A 17,725-nucleotide genomic window follows, 5' to 3' on the forward strand; every position below is an offset into this window, starting at 1 on the left:
CGTTCAGGGGTGGGCCGGGCGCCTTCGGCTGGTGAGCGACGCGTCGGGGCCGTGGCTCGGCTGTTCCCCGTGCGTTGACGGGGAACAGCCGGAGCGCTCGTGGATCAGGGGGTTGCGGTGTCCTGGGCGTCCTTGGCGGCGTCCGATTCGGCAGCGGCGGCGGCGCTGTCGGCGGCGTCCACCTCCTGTCGCATCCGGCCGAGCTGGTCGCCGCTCGCCGCCGATCCGCCGGCGCCCGCGGACGGTGCGCCGGGGGCAGGTGCGCCGCCCTTCCCCGTGGTGCTCCCGTTCGCGCCGCACGCCGTCAGGGCGAGCGCGGCGAGCAGGGCGGCCGTCATTGCGGCGGCCCGCCGCGACAGCCGGCCGACCGGTACCGGTGCGGCCACCGACCTGCCGTCGACCGGGGCGGACGCCGTGCCGCGCACGGCCACTGTGCGCACGGCCACTGCGCGCACGGTCACTGCGCGTTCGGGGTGCCGAGGCCCTGCGAGGAGCACCAGCCGGCCACGGCGTTCAGGTCGCTCTGCCGCTGGGTCAGCGTGGGTACCAGGCTCTTGCGGTACGTCAGCCGGTCGTTGAGGTCGTTGTAGACCGCGGTGTGGCCGGCGGCCTTGGCGTTGTTCACCCGCTGTGTCAGGCGGGCGATCGAGCCGGCCTCGGTGACCGGGCCGTTCAGGCGGTCCAGCGCCTTCTCGACCCGCTGCTCGGCCTTCGGCAGCCGCTTGCAGACGCCCTTCGCACCGTCGCCCTCGGGCGTCGGGAGCACCTTCGGCGTCGAGGAGGCCACCGGGGTGGCGCCGGGGGCGTCGGCCTGGGCCGGTCCGGCGAGGGCGATGAGGGTGGTGCCGAGAGCGAGAGCGCCGATCGCTGCGGCCGCCTTACGGTGGGTGTGCATGGCGAAGTCCTCCAGTTGCCACGGGTGGCAGGTCCGGCCGGAGCGTCGGGCGCTCCGGCTGAGCAGGACGGTAGAGGGCCTCTTTGTGGATTCCTTGTGAGCCGGCCGACCGGTTCGGCGCCCCGAGGAGCCTCAGCGGCCCGCAGTGGTGGCGCGGATCCAGTCGCGGCGGGCCGGCAGGGGCAGCGTCGGGGCGTCCTGGCCGACCAGGGGCAGCCGGACCTCGACGCGGCAGCCGGTGCCGCCGGGCGGCTCGGTGACCGTGACGGTGCCCCGGTGCAAGGCCACCTGCTGGGCGACCAGGGTCAGCCCCAGCCCCGAACCGGGGCTGTTGCGTCCTCGGTGGAAGCGGTCGAAGACCGCCGCCCGGTCCTGCGCCGGGATGCCAGGACCGTCGTCGTCCACGGTCAGCACCGCCTGCCCGGCCTCCCGGCGCAGTCCGAGCGCGATCCGGGCCGGCTCCCCGGGCCGGTGTCCGTGCACGGCCGCGTTGGCCAGCAGGTTGTCGCAGACGATCCGCAGTCCGGCCTCCCACCCGTGCACCCGCAGTCCGCCGACGTCCGCTCCGGTGAGGCCGGGGCCGGTCGTGTCGACGGTCACCTCCGGCCGCCGCCGGCGCAGCTCGGCGACGGCGGCCGCGGCCGGTTCGGCCGGGTCGATCACCGCGAACGCCTCCTCCTCGACCAGGTCACCACGGGCCAGCGTGCGCAGGGCGGTGAGCAGGTCGAGCAGCCGCCGGTGGTCGTCGCGGAGGTCGGACAGGATGTCCGCGCGGTCCGCCGCCGGCAGGTCCGGGTGCGCGTCGAGCACGTCCAGATTGGTCTGCAGGCTCATCAGCGGTGTGCGCAGTTCGTGCGAGGCGGCGGCGGAGAACGAGCGGGCGGTTTCCAGGGCCTGGCCGGTCCGGGCGACCTGGTGGTCGTACCGGGCGAGCGCGCTCTCCAGCGCGAGTGCGAGCTCGTCCACCTCGCGGATCCCGCTGCGCCGGTGGGTGAACCCGCCGGCGCCGGCGCGCGGGTCGAGCGCGGCGGCCCGCCGGCCCAGGCGGCTGAGCGGCGCGGTGGCGCGCCGGGCGAGCGCGTAGGCGAGCAGGCCGGAGGTCGGCGCGGCCAGGACGGCGGCCCACAGGATCCGCCCGCGCACCACGTCCACCTGCGGGTTCGTCGCCGATACCGGTGCGGTGACCCAGAGCGTGCCGGGGTCGGCGCCGGTCACCGGACGGGCCAGCACCCGCCAGGCGCGGCCCTGCGCCCGCACGGTGACCAGGACGCCGGGGCTCGTGGGGGCGGGCTGCGGGAGCACCGCGGCCGGGCCCGGCACCGGGCCGCCCTCGGTGATCCGGTCTCCGTTCGCGTCCGCCACCCGGATGCCGACGTCCAGCGCGTCGTCGAGCAGGTTGCGGCGCTGGTTCTGCTCGACCCGGGGCCGGTCCTGCCGGGTGGCGCTCAGCAGTGCCCTGGTGGCGGGCAGCACGGCGGCGGCGCGGTCGCGCAGCCGGGTGTCCTGCTGGGAGCGCAGGTCGTGGGTGACCAGGCCGAGCAGCAGCGCGCCGGTGCCCAGCACGAGCAGCGGGACGAGCAGGGCCGCGCCGGTCGCGATCCGGGTGGCGAGGCTCATCGAGCGCCGGGCGGGGGCAGTGCCGGTCACGGGCTGCTCTCCGGTGCTCACGGGTGTGCCTCCGGCATCCGCAGCACGAAGCCGACGCCCCGCACCGTGTGGATCAGCCGGGGCCGGCCGCCGTCCTCCAGTTTGCGGCGCAGGTAGCTGACGAACGTGTCGACGGCATCGGTGCGGACCTCGAAGTCGTAGCCCCAGACCCGTTCGAGCAACTGGTCGCGGGTCAGCACCAGTCCGGCGTTGCGGGCCAGGTACTCCAGCAGCTCGAACTCGCGGCGGGTCAGCCGCAGCGGCTGTCCGTCCCGGCGGACCTCGCGAGCGGCGGGCTCGATCTCCAACGGCCCGAACCGGAGGACCTCTCCGCCCGGCACGGCGGGCCCGCCGTACGCGCCGGCCTGAGGCCGGCGGCGCAGCAGGGCGTGCAGGCGCAGCACCAGCTCCTCCAGCGCGAACGGCTTGACCAGGTAGTCGTCGGCGCCCGCCTGCAGGCCGGCCACCCGGTCGGCGAGCTCGTCCAGCGCGGAGAGCATCAGCACGGGCGTGTCGACGCCCTGGTCGCGCAGCCGGCGGCAGACCTCGGTGCCGTCCACGTCGGGCATCGAGACGTCGAGGACCAGCACGTCCGGCGGTTCGGTGGCCACCAGGCGCAGCGCCGCCCGTCCGCCGTCCGCGGTCCGCACCGTGAACCCGCCGAGCCGCAGGCCGCGTTCCAGCGACCTGCGGATCGTGTCGTCGTCGTCCACCACCAGCACCGTCCCGGTGCCGTCACCGACCGCCATCGGGTTCTCCTCGCTCCCTTCCGGCCGCCGCCGGGGCGTCCACAGTGCCACGGGCTGATGAGAGCTTTCTCATCGAAGTCCCGCGCCCTGCGGGGCCCACGGCGTCCCCGGTTCTCACGCTCCCGTGGCAGGGGGTGCAGGGATCGCCCCGTGAAGCTGCACCCGGCAACGCCCGGGGCGGTCTCGGCGCCGTCGCAGGGTTCGGTCCGTCGGTCCATCGGAAGCGCGGGCAGGTACTCGACCGGCCGGGAACGTCATCACGCACCGTCTTCGTGCCCGGGTGGCTGCGGGATGGGTCCCGGAGGGCTCAACTTCCCTTTTCACTCGGGCGGGTGAGCCGTTGGACGCCGGTCTGCGGCGCGGCTGCTCCGCCCGGGTGGGAAGCGGTCGGGTGCGCTCGCGTGCCGCCTTGACCCTGGCATTCCAGGACCACTTCACTTCCCGGTGACCGCCCGGGAGTGCCTGGGGCCATGGCCGTCACTTCCATCGTCCATTCCTACTCTGCGCGTCGCCGAGACCGGTTCCCCGACCGGGGTGGGCGGCAGATCAGGCCGAGCCGGCGGCCCTTCCTTCTCCGTCCACACCAACTCGCAGGAGAATCCATGTCCCTGGAAACCCCCGCGGCCGACACGCCGCCCGAGGGCCTGTCGCGCCGCCACCTGATGCGCCAGGCCGCGGCCGTCGGCGCGGCCGGCCTCGCCGCGACCCTGGTCACCGGCGCCGGCTCGGCCACCGCTGCCCCGGACGCCGCCGCCGACGCCGCACCCGCCGGGCAGCCGAGCGGCGCGACGGTGCCCGACCACGACGAGCCGATGATCGTGCACGTGCGCGACCTCCGCTCCGGACACCTCGACGTGTACCGGGGCGAACGCCACCAGCGCATCCAGGACCCGCAGTTGGCCGCGGCACTCGCCCGCGCCCTCGCCTGACCGACCCCTCGCCCGGCCGACCCCTCGGCGCCGGCCGGCCCCGGCAACCGCTCCCAGCAGGGCCGGCCGGCTATCTCCCCCCGCCCGCACACCCACCAGCAGCGAGGTTCCTGTGTCCTCCCACCGCGAAGCCCCCGAGATCTCCAAGGACCCGGTCGCCGACAGCACCGACGTCTACGCCTTCGTCAGCCCCGACAACTGCGACACCGTCACCCTGATCGCCAACTACCTCCCCCTCCAGGGACCGGCCGGCGGGCCCAACTTCTACGAGTTCGGCGACGACGTCCTCTACGCGATCCACATCGACAACGACAACGACGGCCGCCCCGACGTCACCTACGAGTTCCGCTTCGAGGTCGAGGTCCGCAACCCCGACTCCTTCCTCTACAACACCGGGCCGATCACCTCGCTCGACTCGCCGAACTGGAACCGCCGCCAGACCTACTCCGTCACCCGCGTCGAGGCCGGCGAGCGCAGGCGCGTCCTCGGCGAGAACCTCACCTGCCCGCCGTGCAACATCGGTCCGCTCTCCACCCCCGACTACGCCTCGCTCGCGGGGGCGGCCGCCCACCGGCTCGACGGCGGGCGCACGGTCTTCGCCGGCCAGCGCGCCGAGGGCTTCTACGTCGACCTCGGCTCGATCTTCGACCTCGGCACGCTGCGCCCCTTCCAGCAGCTGCACGTCATGCCCGCGTTCACCCAGGCCGCCCCGGGCGTGAACACGACCAAGGCGCTCAACGTCCACAGCATCGCCCTCCAGGTCCCGATCACCGACCTGACGCGGGGCGGACGCAAGCCCGCCGACGTGATGGACCCGCACGCCACCATCGGGGTCTGGACCACCGCGAGCCGCCGTCGGGCCCGCATCATCGACCCCGCCGGGCACGACACCGAGTCCGGCCCCTTCGTCCAGGTCTCCCGGCTGGGCAACCCGCTGTTCAACGAGGTCATCGTCCCCATGGGGAAGAAGGACCTCTGGAACTCCCAGCCGCCGGCCGACGACAAGAACTTCGCCCAGTACGTCGCCGCCCCCGAACTGGCCAGGCTCCTCCCGGTCCTGTACCCGGGCGTCTTCCCCCGCCTCGCCGCCTACACCAAGCCCCGCGCCGACCTGCTCGCCATCCTGCTCACCGGCATCCCCAGTGGGGTCGTCCCCGGCTTCCAGAACTACACCGGTGACACCCAGGCCGACATGCTGCGCCTGAACGTCGCCGTCCCTCCGGCCACCAGCCCCAACATCCTCGGTCTGGTCGGCGGCGACGCGGCCGGCTTCCCCAACGGTCGCCGCGTCTTCGACGACGTCGTCACCGTCGAACTGCGGGCCGTGGCCGGCCTGACCCTGCCGCTGGTCGACCCGTCCTTCACCCCCGACGCGGCCACCAGCGCGATCACCGACGGTCTCACCCCCGCCGACGTCAAGAACCCCTACCTCACCGCCTTCCCCTACCTGGGGCTGCCCTACGACGGCTACAGCAACCCGTCCAGCTGACCCGGCACGTGCCGCGGTGCGGGCGCCCCGGCGCACTGCGGCACGGTCGCGGCCCACACACCCGGACAGGCGAGGGAGAACGAGCCCATGACCCAGCAGCACACCCACGCGCCACTGCCCGCCCCTTCCCGCGAGGGCAGCGTCGTCCTGGAGATCGGCGGCCACCTCGGCGCCCTGATCATCCACACCGGCCCGGCCGAGGACGGCCTGGAGATCGAGGTCAGCCCCACCGGCGACGACACCGCCCGCACCCACGCGGCCGTCCGCCCGCGCCACCTCGCCGGGCACACCACCCACTGCGCCGTCATCTCACCGCTGCCCGAGGGCGACTACACGGTCTGGCGCACCGCGGACACTCCGGACACCACCCTGGCCGTCCGCGGCGGCGAAGTCACCGAGCACCACTGGTCGTAGGCCGTCGGCCGCCACCGGAGGCGGTCGAGAACATGCGACGGCGCGGTCGATGCGCTGCACAGCCGGCGCGGGCCCGCGCCCCGGACGGCGGCGGGCGGCCCGGGAGACCGACGTGGTCGGTTCCCGGGCCGCCCCGCTGGTGTTCCCCGAGGGGGTCAGCCGGCCGGGGTGCCGCCGTCCTCGACGAGGCTGTACATCACCGACCGCTGGTCCTTGCGGCGCTCGATGCGGCCCTTCGCGACGAGCGCGCCGAGGGCGTTGCGCACGACCTGCGGGGTGGGCTCGCGGTCCGGGTGCGCCACCAGGAACTCGTCGCGCAGTTCCTTGGCGGTGCGGGGCTCGCCGTGGCCGGCGAGCAGGTGCGTCAGGACGTCGCCCAGCAGCGGGCGCTGCGACGGGACCTTCGCGACGCGGCGGGACTTGGCGGCCGCCTTGACCGTGGGGGCGGCCGTGGAGCCGGCCCGCGGTGACGGGGTGCGCGGCGCCCTCTTGCGGCGCGGCGCCTTCGCGGCGGGCGCTTCGGCGGGTGCCTCGGTGGGTGTGTCGGCGGACGCGTCGGCGGGGGCCGGCTCGTCCTGGGTGCGGGCCGGCTCCGGGGCGGGCGTCGGCTCCTGGGCCTGCTCCTGGACGGGAGCGGGCCCGGTGTCGTCGCTGTAGCGCTCGGCCACCGACATGATGTCGACGAGGAGCGCCTCCTCCTGCTGGAGCTTGGTGAGTTCGTCGGCGAGCTCCTGCTGCCGGCGGCGGTTCCCCGCGAGATCCGACGCGGCCTGTACGGCGTACCGCGATCGGAGCGAGGCGGCTGATTGGCTGGTCACGACCGGTCACTCCTGCCTGTGGACGTTGTTGCGCATGGTACCCGTGTCGAGGGCCCGCGCACGGCGTCGAAGGTGAAATAACCCTTCAGCCAGGTGACGTTCGCGCACGTGGTAGCGCGCGGGAGAACACACGTGTCAGCCGCCGGGCTCCTTGACGGAACGTCAGATCACGGGAGGGCCCGTCTCCTCCAGGACCCCGTCCGCCAGCCGCAGCCAGCGGTCGACCCCGATCCCGGCGAGGAACCGCTCGTCGTGGCTCACCACGAGGAACGCCCCCTGGTAGGAGTCGAGCGCGCCTTCGAGCTGCCCGACGCTGATGAGGTCGAGGTTGTTGGTCGGTTCGTCGAGCAGCAGCAGGTGCGGCGCGGGCTCGGCGCACAACACGCAGGCCAGGGTGGCGCGCAGACGCTCGCCGCCGGAGAGCGCGCGCACCGGCAGGTGGGCCCGGGCGCCCCGGAAGAGGAAGCGGGCGAGGAGGTTCATCCGCTCGGCCTCCGGCCGCTCCGGGGCGGCCGCGGCGAAGTTCTGCGCGACGGTGAGGTCCGGGTCGAGGAGGTCCAGGCGCTGGGAGAGGTAGGCGACGCGGCCGTCGGCGCGCTTCACCCGGCCCTCGTCCGGGGCGAGGTCCCCGGCGAGCAGGCGCAGCAGGGTGGTCTTCCCGGCTCCGTTGGGGCCGAGGAGGGCGATCCGCTCCGGGCCCCGGACGCTCAGGCCGACGCCGCCGCCGGTGAACAAGGGCGTGCCGTCGCGCAGCACTTGCAGGTGTGCGCCGATGAAGAGGTCGCGCCCGGCGGGCACCCGGGTGCCGGTGAGGTCCAGGGTGAGGCGCTGGTCGTCGCGCATGGCGCGTTCCGCCTGGTCCAGACGGGACTTGGCCTCGTCGACGCGGGCCGCGTGCACCTGTCCGGAGCGGCCCGCGGACTCCTGGGCGCCGCGCTTCATGTTCCCGGCGAAGATGCGGGGCAGGCCGGCGCTCTTGAGGGTGCGGGCCGCGTTGCCGGCGCGGCGCTCGGCGCGTTCGCGGGCCTGCTGCAGTTCGCGCTTCTCGCGCTTGAGCTCCTGCTCGGCGCTGCGGACGTTCTTCTCCGCGACCTCGCGCTCGGCCTGCACGGCCTCCTCGTAGGCGGTGAAATCGCCGCCGTACAGCCGGAGTTCATGTGAGTCCAGTTCGGCGATGCGGTCCATCCGGTCGAGCAGGGCGCGGTCGTGGCTGACCAGCAGCAGGCAGCCGGAGAAGTCGTCCAGCGCGTCGTGGAGGTGCTGCCGGGCGCCGAGGTCGAGGTTGTTCGTCGGTTCGTCGAGCAGCAACACGTCCGGGCGGCGCAGCAGTTGGGCGGCGAGGCCGAGTCGCACGACCTGGCCGCCGCTGAGCGTGCCCAGCGGCCGGTCCAGGTGGAGGCCCGCGAGGCCGAGGCGGTCGAGCTGGGCGAGACTGCGCTCCTCGATGTCCCAGTCGTCGCCGATGGCCGTGAAGTGCTCCTCGGCGACGTCGCCGGACTCCACCGCGTCGATGGCGCGGATCACCGCGGCGACGCCGAGCACCTCGGCGACCGTGAGGCCCGCCGTCAGCGGCAGGTCCTGGGGGAGGTACGCGACCGTGTCGGCCGTCGCCACCGTGCCCCCGGCGGGCCGCAGTTGCCCGGCGACCAGCTTGAGCAGCGTGGACTTGCCCGAGCCGTTGGGGGCGACGAGGCCGGTGCGGCCGGTGCCGACGGCGAAGGAGAGGTCGCGGAAGACGGGGGTGTCGTCCGGCCAGGAGAAGGACAGGTGGGAGCAGACGATCGAGGCAGAGGACATGAAGGCGACCTGGGAGTGAGCGGGCGGAGGCACGTCCGGCCCGAAAAGACAGGGGGACAGGGGCGCTGGGCGCGACGCATCGGGCCGAAGCGCTGGGTGCCACGCACCCGCTACGGCCTTCTGGTCCGGGATTCACCCGGAGATGTCGTCGTCGCCTGCCATGTCTGCTCCACGCGTCGGTCACGAGGGTTCGTCGTTCGTCACCGTACCAGTTCGGGGTGGCGGCGGCCTCCGGATTTCGGACGGTGCGGTGCGGTCCGGGCGTCTTGACGGAGCGTCGGATACCCGCCAGCATAATAACCGTTCAGAACGGTTACTTTTCGGCCCGATGGGGCCACGGCTCACACCCAAGGACGGGAACACCCATGAACCGACGACTCCTGGCAGCCCTCGCGGCGGCCGTGCCCCTCGCCGCCGCGCTCTACGCGCCGAGCGCCATCGCGGACACCCGCACCCCGTACAGCTGCGTCGCCCCCGCCGTGCAGGCCCCGCCAGGGACCCGGGTGGAGGGCGTCACCGCCGTCGCCCATGCCGCCGGCACCGTCGACGTGCCCGCGGTGTTCCCGCTGTCCGACGCGCACATCCCCGACGTCCCGGCGTTCTGCGACGTCACCGTCACGCTCACCCACCCCGGCCAGGGCGACCACGCCAAGGTGCGGGTCTGGCTGCCCCAGCAGAACTGGAACGGCCGCTTGCAGACCGTCGGCGGACTCGCCTACGCCGCCGGCGACTACGGCGCCAACCTCGCGGCCGTCGTCAAGAGCGGCTACGCCGCCGCCACGACCGACGCCGGCGTCGGCTCGTACGTCGACACCAAGTGGGCGCTCGACGGCTCGGGGCAGGTCGACAAGGCGCTGCTGGAGAACTTCGCGTCCCGGTCCGAGCACGAGGCGGCGGTCGTCGCCAAGGCCGTCATCGCCGGCCACTACGGGCGCGCCGCCTCCTACGCGTACTTCAACGGCTGTTCCACCGGCGGCCGTCAGGGCTACGCGGAGGCCCAGAGGTATCCCGAGGACTACAACGGGATCCTCGCCAACGCGCCCGCCATCGACTGGACGCGGTTCGAAGTCGCCACGCTGTGGCCGCAGGTGGTGATGAACGAGGCGAAGACCTACCCGACGGCGTGCGAGTTCAAGGCGTTCACGGACGCCGCCGTCCGGGCCTGCGACGGGCTCGACGGGGCGGTGGACGGGCTCGTCGGCAAACCCGACGAGTGCGGGTTCAACCCGCGGCGGCTCATCGGCACCACCGTGGAGTGCGAGGGCAGGCAGGTGACCATCAGCGAGGCGGACGCCGAGGTGGTGCGGCGGATCTGGGACGGGCCGCGCACGCCGTCGGGCCGCAAACTCTGGCCGGGCGTCCCGGTCGGCGCCGACCTGAGCGGCCTCGCGGGCAGCACGGTCGACGCCGCGGGCAACCGCGTCGGCGCGCCGTTCCCGGTGCCGGCGGCGTGGGTGGGGACGTGGCTGAAGAAGGACTCGTCCTTCCAGGTCGCGTCCCTCGCCTCCGGCGACCTGGCGCGGCTGTTCCGGCAGTCGGTGGCCGAGTACGGCGATGTCATCGGGACGGCCGACCCGGACCTCTCCGCCTTCCGCGACGCCGGCGGCAAGCTGCTCACCTGGCACGGGCTCGCGGACGAGTTCATCCCGGCCGACGGCACGGTGCGCTACCGCGAGCAGGTCGAGCGGGAGATGGGCGGCCCGGAGGAGGTCGACGACTTCTACCGCCTCTTCCTCGCCCCCGGCACGGCCCACTGCGGCCTCACCGGGCGCACCGACGACCTCGGCGCCCTGACCGCCTGGGTCGAGCAGGGCAAGGCCCCGCAGACGCTCCCGGCGACCCTCGGGACGGCCTCCGGCCGGCAGGTGAAGCGCGACCTCTGCCCCTACCCGCAGGTCTCCCGCTACGACGGCCACGGCGACCCGGCCGCCCCGACCAGCTTCCGCTGCACCCCGGCGACCCGCGACTGACCCCGGCGCCGCGCGACGCACCCCGGCCCGCACCCACCGATGGGTGCGGGCCGGGGTGCGTGGTGCCCGGTCGTCAGAACCGGTCGACGTCGACGACGGCCTGGGCGAAGCGGGTGGGGGCTTCCTGGGGGAGGTTGTGGCCCACGTCCGTCAGGGTGCGGTGCTCGTAGGGCCCGGTGAACATGTCCCGGTACGTGGAGCCGTCGGCGGGGGTGGCGGTGAACGGGTCCAGGACCGGGTCCATGGTGATGGTCGGTACGGCGATGGCGGGCCTGCGGGCCAGCAGGTGTTCGTCGTGGTCGTAGCGGTGCTCGCCCTCGACGATGCTCAGCCGCCAGCGGTAGTTGTGGATGACGATCGCCGCGTAGTCGGGGTTGTCGAAGGCGGCCGCGGTGCGGTCGAAGGTGGCGTCGTCGAAGCGCCACGTCGGGGAGACCGTCTGCCAGACGAACCGGGTCAGGTCGCGCCGGTGGGTGCGGTCCTGCATGGCGGCCTTGCCGCGCTCGGTCGCGAAGTAGAACTGGTACCACCAGGTGCGCTCGGCGCCCGGCGCGAGCGGCTTCGTCTGGGCCTCGCGGTTGGTGATGAGGTAGCCGCTCACCGGCACCAGGGCCTTGACCCGCTCGGGCCACAGGGCCGCCATGACGGCGCCGGTGCGCGAGCCCCAGTCGAAGCCGGCGACGACCGCGCGGTCGATCCGGAGGGCGTCCATGAAGGCGATGGTGTCGCGGGCGATGGCCGCCTGCTGGCCGTTGCGGGGGGTGCGGGACGACAGGAAGCGCGTCGTGCCGTGGCCGCGGAGGTAGGGGACGAGCACGCGGTAGCCGAGGTCGGCGAGGAGCGGTGCCGCGTCGACGTAGCTGTGGATGTCGTACGGCCAGCCGTGCAGCAACAGGACCACCGGCCCGTCGGCGGGCCCGAGTTCGGCGTAGCCGACGTCGAGCACGCCGGCGGTGACCTGCTTCAGGACGGGGAAGGAGGTGTGCGTGCCGGGGACGACGTCCGGCACGACGGGGGCCGGGCCGGAGGCGGGCGCCGCACCGGCGATGCCCTGCAGGCCGGTGAGCGAGGCGGCGGCCGCCCCGGCGCCGAGGCCGACGGCCTTGGTGAAACTGCGCCTGTCGATCATGTGGTTCCTCTCGGGGAGATGCGGACGCGTCCCCTGGTGGGGAGGCGGCTGTCCGGAGCGCGGGTCACTCTTCCGCTCCGCTTTCGTGCGTCACATCGGTCACTTGACGGTCGGTGTCGAGGGGCCGTCGTACGTCGTGACCGGTCTGGCCAGTGATGAAGGTGCGGCCGGGGCAACGGCCGGGGCCGGGGCACGGGCATTGCGCATCCAGCGGTCACTGGTCAGTATGGTGACGTGATGCATGCCTTCCCCTGTGGGACCCTGCCCCTCGACTTCGTCGGCACCTACCGCGCGCGGCGCAACGAGGTGCCGGTGGAGAAGCTGGCCACGCCCGGTCAACTCGACGCCTGGTTCGTCGAGTCGGGGATGTTCGACACCGTGCCCGGCGCCGATGCCACGGACCTCGACATCGCCGTGGACCTGCGCGAGGCGGTCTACGCGCTCGTCGCCTCCCGGCTCGACGGGCAGCCGATGCCGACCCGGGCGATCGCCGAGGTGAACCGGCACGCGGCGGGACTGCCGGTGACGCTGCGCCTGCACCCCTCGGGCGCCACCAGGACCGGGTCCGTGGCACAGGGGCTGGCCGCGCTCGCCCGCGAGGCCGTCGAGATCCTCGGCGGCGACGACGCGGCGCTGCTGCGCGAGTGCGCCCGGCCCGAGTGCACCCAGGTCTACCTCGACCGCTCGCGCGGCTACCGGCGCGAGTGGTGCGCCATGCGGACGTGCGGGAACCGGGTCAAGGCCGCGACCTACCGGGCGCGTCAGCACGGCGGCGCCGGGAGCTGACGGCCGCTCTGTAGCGGGACCCCCGCGGGGCGTGTGGTCACCGCTCGGGGACATGCGTCCGCCCGGGCCCGTCGGGGGAGTCGGGCCCGGGCGGGGTCTGTGGTGGCGTCAGCCGGCGACGGCGGTCGCGGTGACGGTGACCGGTATGTTGCCGCGCGTCGCCTTGGAGTAGGGGCACAGCCGGTGGGCCGCGGCGGCCAGTTCGTCGGCCGTCTCCTGGTCCACGCCGCCGAGTTCGAGGTCGAGGACCGCGCCGAGGCCGAACTCGCCGTCGTCGCCGTGGGTGAGGGTCGCCTCGACCCTGATGGCGGTGCTCGTCAGCCGGACCTTGCGCTCGCCGGCCGCGCGGCGGACGGCGCCCAGGAAGCACGCGCCCCAGCCGGCCGCGAACAGCTGCTCCGGGTTGGTCGCGCCGCCGGCGCCGCCGAACTCCTTCGGGATGGCGAGCGCCGTGGTGAGGCTGCCGTCGTCGGCGACGACCTGCCCGCCGTTGCGGCCCTCGCCGGTCACGGTGACCACACCGGTGTAGCTGACTGCCATGGCCGTGTCTCCTCTCGCTCTTCTCTTGCTCTTCGGTCCGGCGGACCGCCCTTGCGGTAACCGGTCTGACTGGTGACGACTATTCGCGCCGGCCGGGATGGCTGTCAAGGAGCCTGTCCGCTGATCTGGCTGGAATGCAGAACATTTCGGTGTTGTGCGGCTGGAATTCGGCGTATCCCGGTGCCGCCTGCTGCTTCAGGAGTAACTGTCTTGACAGGTTATTTGATGACGCATCAGACTCGTCCGGAGACCACGACACGCTCAAGGGACGAGGAAGCGGAACATGCTGACGTACGACCGGCTCTACATCGCGGGTGCCTGGACCGAGCCGAGCCGGGCCGGGCTGCTGGACATCCGCTCCCCGCACGACGGGAGGCTGCTCGGCCGGGCCGCGCAGGCCGGGCCGGCGGACGTGGACCGGGCGGTGGCCGCGGCCCGGGCCTCGTTCGACGAGGGCGTCTGGCGGGAGACCCCGCCGCCGGCGCGCGTGGCGGTGCTGCGGCGCTTCAACGCGCTGCGGGAGGAGAACGCCGACCGGATCGCCGAGCTGATCGCAGCCGAGAACGGTTCGGCGGGCTGGTTCACCCGGGCCGGACAGCCGGGGCTGACCCGGCAGGCCAACGCCTACCTGAAGGCGGCGGAGGAGTTCGGCTGGGAGGAGACGCTGGTCCCGTCCGACCCGGCCTCGCCGGTGCGCAGCGTCGTGCGGCGCGAGGCGGTCGGGGTCGTGGCCGCGGTCATTCCGTGGAACTCGCCGTTCTCCTCGGCGACGTCGAAGCTCATCCCGGCCCTGCTGGCGGGCAATTCGGTGGTCCTGAAGGTCTGTCCGGAGAACTCGCTCAGCATGGGGTTCCTCGCCGAGCTGCTCGACCGGGCGGGCCTGCCCGGGGGTGTGGTGAGCGTCCTGCCCGCCGACCGCGAGACGAGCGAGCACCTGGTCTCCCACCCCGGGGTCGACAAGATCGCCTTCACCGGCTCGACCCGGGCCGGCCGGCGCATCGCCGCGATCGCGGGCGAGCAGCTGAAGCGGGTGAGCCTCGAACTGGGCGGCAAGTCGGCGGCGGTGATCCTGCCCGACGCGGACATCGCGACGGCGGTTCACGGGCTGAAGTTCTCCTCCCTGCTCAACAACGGCGAGTCCTGCATCGCGCAGACCCGGATCCTCGCCCCGCGAGAGCGCTACGACGAGGTCGTGGCGGGGCTCAAGGACGTGATCGAGTCCCTGAAGGTGGGCGACCCGGGTGACCCGGACACGTTCGTCGGGCCGATGATCCGGCGCGACCAGCAGGAGCAGGTCCGGCGCTACATCGCCCTCGGCGTCGAGGAGGGCGCCCGGCTCGTCACCGGCGGCCCGCAGGTCCCCGAGGGGCTGGAGCGCGGGAACTACGTCACCCCGACGCTCTTCGCGGACGTCGACAACTCCATGCGCATCGCGCAGGAGGAGATCTTCGGGCCGGTGCTGGTCGTCATCCCCTACGACGACGAGGACGACGCCGTCCGCATCGCCAACGACTCCGAGTACGGCCTGTCCGGCGGTGTCTGGTCCGCCAGCGAGGAGCACGCGCTCGCCGTGGCCCGCCGCATCCGCACCGGGACGGTCACCGTCAACGGCGCGTCCGTCGGCTTCGACGGCCCGTTCGGCGGGTTCAAGGCCAGTGGCATCGGCCGCGAGTACGGGGCCGTCGGGCTCGGCACCTACACCGAGTACAAGACGATCACCGTCTGACCGACGGATTGCCGGGGCGGGGCCGGGGGTCAGGGCAGTCCGGATGTCTTCGCAAGCGCCCGGGCGTGGCGGTCAGATGACCGAGGGCGTGTGCCGGCGGACGGGATGTAGGCGCCGGGGACGTCGTTCGGGGCGTGGATCTCGGACTCGCCCGGGTACGGGGCCGTCCAGTTGTGCGTCTGGTACCAGGTCAGGTGGTTCATCTGTGCCGGGTTCGCGCGGTCCGGCGCGGCGTTCGGGCCGGTGAGGCGCTGCTTCGACTTCCAGGCGTCCCACTGCGCCGCGACGCCCTGCTCCGCCGCCGGCGGCGCGACCGTGGTCGGGGCCGGGGCGGCCGCGCGGTCCTGGACCGCGCCGGGCACGTCGACGCCGCAGGACGGGGGCGTCTTCAGACCGTCGGTCAGCGACGTCCGGTTGGGCACCGCGGTGAACGGCGTGAAGTCCGGCTTGTCGGTGAAGGCCGTGGTCATCGGGCTGGCCGCGCTGTCCTTCTGGTTCATCGGGTGGATCCCGAGGATCTGCTCGATGGTGCGGACCATGGTGATCTGCGAGTAGTAGCGGCTGTCGACGGTGCCGTGCTGCGCCCAGGGGCTGATGACCTGGATCGGGGCGCGGTGGCCGTCGACGTGGTCGAGGCCGGCCTGGGAGTCGTCCTCGACCACGAAGATCGCGGAGTCCTTCCAGTACTCGCTGTGCGAGATCTCGTCGACGATCTTCCCCACCGCGAGGTCGTTGTCGGCGACCTGCGCGGCCGGACCCGCCGGGCCGCCGGTGTGGTCGCTGGACAGCCACAGCATGTTGAGGCCGGCCGGGCCGTTCTGCTCGAAGTCCTGCTTCCAGATCTGGTACCGGTACTGGTCCGGCACGTCGAGGTCGAACTTCGGGAAGCCGGGCACCGACACGTCGTTGAGCGAGGGGATCGGCGACGAGGAGTTGAGCGGGTAGGCGGTGTCCTGCCCGGTCGCGTCCATCGTCTTCGCGTCGCAGTACAGGTTCTGCCAGCTCGCGCCGTCGGGCTTGGTCAGGAACTGGTGGAACTCGCCGAAGTCGCGCACGTCCGTCCCGGCGGCCTGCGCGCCGGTCCACAGGAAGCCCGAGCGCTGGTGGCCGAGGGCGTCGTCCTCGGTGTCGTAGCTGCGCTGGTACTCGCCGGCCGAGGACTCGGTGTACTCCGGGTTGTCCGCCTGCATCAGCCAGTTGTGGCCCTCGGCGGAGTTGGTGCCGATGTCGTAGGTGTTGTCGTAGAGCCCGAACTGCTGGGCCAGCGCGTGCTGGTTCGGGGTGACGTTGGCGCCGAACTGCGCGAGCTTCGGGTCGCCGTTGCCCTTGGCGATGTCGCCGAAGAGCTGGTCGTAGGTGCGGTTCTCCTTGACGATCATGAAGACGTGCTTGATCGGCGACGGGTCGCCGATCCGCGCGGGCACCGGTACCGGCTTGGCCTTCTTGTGGTCGGCCGTCCGGACCGCGCCGTCGGTCCAGCCGTTCTGCTGGAAGACCTTGGCGGTCTGGTCCCGGATCTCGCGGTCGCCCGGCAGCGTGAACTGCGTGATGCTCGACGTCGTGTCGTGGGTGTTGTGCGCGCCGGTGGCGTTGGGGCGGCGGGCGTCGATGCCGCGGGTGTTGGAGACGACGACCTTCGAGCCGACCGTGGTGATCTCGGCCGGGAAGTAGTCGGTGGGCAGCAGGCCGACGTAGCTCACCGGCTCCTGCGCACCGGTGAACCGGTAGACGGCCACCGCGTCGGCGCGGCCCAGGGTGACCAGCAGGCGGCCGTCGTCGGTGAGCGTCACCGCGGTGGGCTCGTAGCCGACCGAGGCCTCCGGCCACGGCTTGGTGGAGACGGTCTGCACGACCCGGTCGTGCGCGGTGTCGACGACCGACACCGTGTCCGAGCCGGTGTCGGCGACGAACAGCACGCCGTTCTTGGCGTACAGCGCCGTCGGGTGCAGGCCGACGTCGATGGAGCCGACGGCGGCGGAGGCGTCCCCGAGGTCGATCACGCTGACGGTGCCGGAGGTCGTGGCGCCGGTGTCCTGGTCGGCCGGCACCTGCGTGCCGTAGGAGTTGAGCGTGTCGTCGTCCTCGGTGGCCGGGCGGCCGCCCTCGTTGCCGACGTACAGCTTGTGGCCGACCTGGGCGATGCCGCGCGGCGCGTTGCCCACCGTCCAGCTCTGCTTGACGGTGCCGCTCGCCGCGTCGATCGCGACCACCCGGTTCTGGCCGTTGACGGCCGCGTAGACCGTCGAGCCGTCGGCGGAGAACACCGCGCCGGAGGCGAGCGCGTGCTTGGCGCCGTCGGCCGGGATCGCGACCTTCACCGGGTTGGCCAGGGTGCCGTCGGCGTTCACGGTGAAGCGGGTGTAGCCGTCGAGCTGGCCCAGCCACAGCTGCTTGCCGTCCGGCGAGTAGGCCGGGGCCTCCTGGCCGACCGAGCCGTCGCTCAGGTGCAGGTCGTCCGCCTTCGCGGTGCCGACGCGCTGCTGCACCTGCCCGGTCTTGAGGTCGACGATGACCAGCGACGCGCCGCCGTCGGCGAGCGCCGCGGCCAGGTGGGCGCCGTCCGGGCTGACCCGGGAGCCCATGATCTTGCCGTCGTTGACGACCGACCGGGTGCCGTAGGGGGCGATGTACTGGTCGCTGGAGATCACCTGGCCGTTGGCCGTGACCTGGCCGACCTGGTCGGTGCCGAACTGGTGGGTGGTCGCGAAAGCCGTGCCCGTGGCCACGGCCACCGCCGTGATGCACGCCGTGGCGAGCGTGGCACGGCGGCCCATGCGCCGGCCGAGAAGGGCGGGGTGTTCTCTCGGGACGCGACGACGACGCGTTACCTGCATGG

15 protein-coding genes are annotated in these 17,725 nt (G+C 73.3%); 6 read left to right on the forward strand and 9 right to left on the reverse strand.

Going from position 1 to position 17,725, the window contains the following annotated elements; genetic code table 11:
• Positions 1–104: 104 nt before the first annotated feature.
• From ACFVU9_RS00950 to ACFVU9_RS00965, 4 genes are all read right to left on the reverse strand, one after another.
• A complete protein-coding gene (locus tag ACFVU9_RS00950) occupies positions 105–446 on the reverse strand; it encodes a hypothetical protein (protein ID WP_387588665.1) in 342 nt (113 codons plus the stop codon).
• 11 nt (positions 447–457) lie between these two features.
• On the reverse strand, positions 458–895 hold the full coding sequence (locus ACFVU9_RS00955) for a hypothetical protein (RefSeq protein WP_387588667.1): 438 nt from the start codon (positions 893–895) through the stop codon (positions 458–460).
• Between the two features lie 132 nt (positions 896–1,027).
• Entirely contained in the window at positions 1,028–2,542 is a 1,515-nt protein-coding gene (locus ACFVU9_RS00960) for a sensor histidine kinase (protein ID WP_387588669.1), read from the reverse strand.
• 17 nt (positions 2,543–2,559) lie between these two features.
• A complete protein-coding gene (locus tag ACFVU9_RS00965) occupies positions 2,560–3,291 on the reverse strand; it encodes a response regulator transcription factor (RefSeq protein ID WP_380493896.1) in 732 nt (243 codons plus the stop codon).
• 602 nt (positions 3,292–3,893) lie between these two features.
• On the opposite strand from ACFVU9_RS00965, the gene ACFVU9_RS00970 reads away from it, so the two are divergent.
• The 3 genes from ACFVU9_RS00970 to ACFVU9_RS00980 all read left to right on the forward strand — a co-directional run bounded on the left by ACFVU9_RS00970 (position 3,894) and on the right by ACFVU9_RS00980 (position 6,123).
• On the forward strand, positions 3,894–4,220 hold the full coding sequence (locus ACFVU9_RS00970; RefSeq protein ID WP_387588671.1) for a hypothetical protein: 327 nt from the start codon (positions 3,894–3,896) through the stop codon (positions 4,218–4,220).
• A 112-nt stretch (positions 4,221–4,332) separates the two neighbouring features.
• Positions 4,333–5,709: a DUF4331 domain-containing protein gene (locus ACFVU9_RS00975; protein ID WP_380503440.1), complete on the forward strand. Its 1,377-nt coding sequence runs from the start codon at positions 4,333–4,335 to the stop codon at positions 5,707–5,709.
• Positions 5,710–5,796: 87 nt separating this feature from the next.
• Positions 5,797–6,123: a hypothetical protein gene (locus ACFVU9_RS00980; protein ID WP_380448267.1), complete on the forward strand. Its 327-nt coding sequence runs from the start codon at positions 5,797–5,799 to the stop codon at positions 6,121–6,123.
• A 155-nt stretch (positions 6,124–6,278) separates the two neighbouring features.
• Here the strand turns inward: ACFVU9_RS00980 and ACFVU9_RS00985 are convergent, their stop codons facing one another.
• Together ACFVU9_RS00985 and ACFVU9_RS00990 are read right to left on the reverse strand one after the other, a co-directional pair.
• Positions 6,279–6,941: a hypothetical protein gene (locus tag ACFVU9_RS00985; RefSeq protein ID WP_380448265.1), complete on the reverse strand. Its 663-nt coding sequence runs from the start codon at positions 6,939–6,941 to the stop codon at positions 6,279–6,281.
• A 162-nt stretch (positions 6,942–7,103) separates the two neighbouring features.
• Positions 7,104–8,738 carry an ABC-F family ATP-binding cassette domain-containing protein gene (locus ACFVU9_RS00990; protein WP_387588674.1) on the reverse strand — a complete coding sequence of 545 codons (1,635 nt, stop codon included), beginning with the start codon at positions 8,736–8,738 and terminating at the stop codon, positions 7,104–7,106.
• Between the two features lie 365 nt (positions 8,739–9,103).
• Here ACFVU9_RS00990 and ACFVU9_RS00995 point away from each other — a divergent pair, with 365 nt between their 5' ends.
• Positions 9,104–10,708, forward strand: coding sequence for a tannase/feruloyl esterase family alpha/beta hydrolase (locus ACFVU9_RS00995; protein WP_387588676.1), 1,605 nt, complete (start codon positions 9,104–9,106; stop codon positions 10,706–10,708).
• 73 nt (positions 10,709–10,781) lie between these two features.
• Here ACFVU9_RS00995 and ACFVU9_RS01000 read toward each other — a convergent pair whose 3' ends face one another.
• Positions 10,782–11,837, reverse strand: a complete 1,056-nt coding sequence (locus ACFVU9_RS01000) for an alpha/beta fold hydrolase (protein WP_387588678.1) — start codon at positions 11,835–11,837, stop codon at positions 10,782–10,784.
• A 237-nt stretch (positions 11,838–12,074) separates the two neighbouring features.
• Here ACFVU9_RS01000 and ACFVU9_RS01005 point away from each other — a divergent pair, with 237 nt between their 5' ends.
• A complete protein-coding gene (locus ACFVU9_RS01005) occupies positions 12,075–12,623 on the forward strand; it encodes a CGNR zinc finger domain-containing protein (protein WP_380448257.1) in 549 nt (182 codons plus the stop codon).
• Between the two features lie 108 nt (positions 12,624–12,731).
• Here ACFVU9_RS01005 and ACFVU9_RS01010 read toward each other — a convergent pair whose 3' ends face one another.
• Positions 12,732–13,163 (reverse strand): Ohr family peroxiredoxin, encoded by a 432-nt coding sequence (locus ACFVU9_RS01010; protein ID WP_380503459.1) that lies wholly within the window; start codon positions 13,161–13,163, stop codon positions 12,732–12,734.
• Between the two features lie 283 nt (positions 13,164–13,446).
• Between ACFVU9_RS01010 and ACFVU9_RS01015 the strand changes: the two genes are divergently transcribed.
• A complete protein-coding gene (locus tag ACFVU9_RS01015) occupies positions 13,447–14,889 on the forward strand; it encodes an aldehyde dehydrogenase (RefSeq protein WP_387588681.1) in 1,443 nt (480 codons plus the stop codon).
• A 29-nt stretch (positions 14,890–14,918) separates the two neighbouring features.
• Here the strand turns inward: ACFVU9_RS01015 and ACFVU9_RS01020 are convergent, their stop codons facing one another.
• Positions 14,919–17,723, reverse strand: a complete 2,805-nt coding sequence (locus ACFVU9_RS01020) for a bifunctional YncE family protein/alkaline phosphatase family protein (RefSeq protein ID WP_387588683.1) — start codon at positions 17,721–17,723, stop codon at positions 14,919–14,921.
• Between the last annotated feature and the right edge of the window lie 2 nt (positions 17,724–17,725).

The sequence above is a fragment of the Kitasatospora sp. NPDC057936 genome, from assembly GCF_042887525.1.
In the GTDB taxonomy this organism is placed as follows: Bacteria; Actinomycetota; Actinomycetes; order Streptomycetales; family Streptomycetaceae; genus Kitasatospora.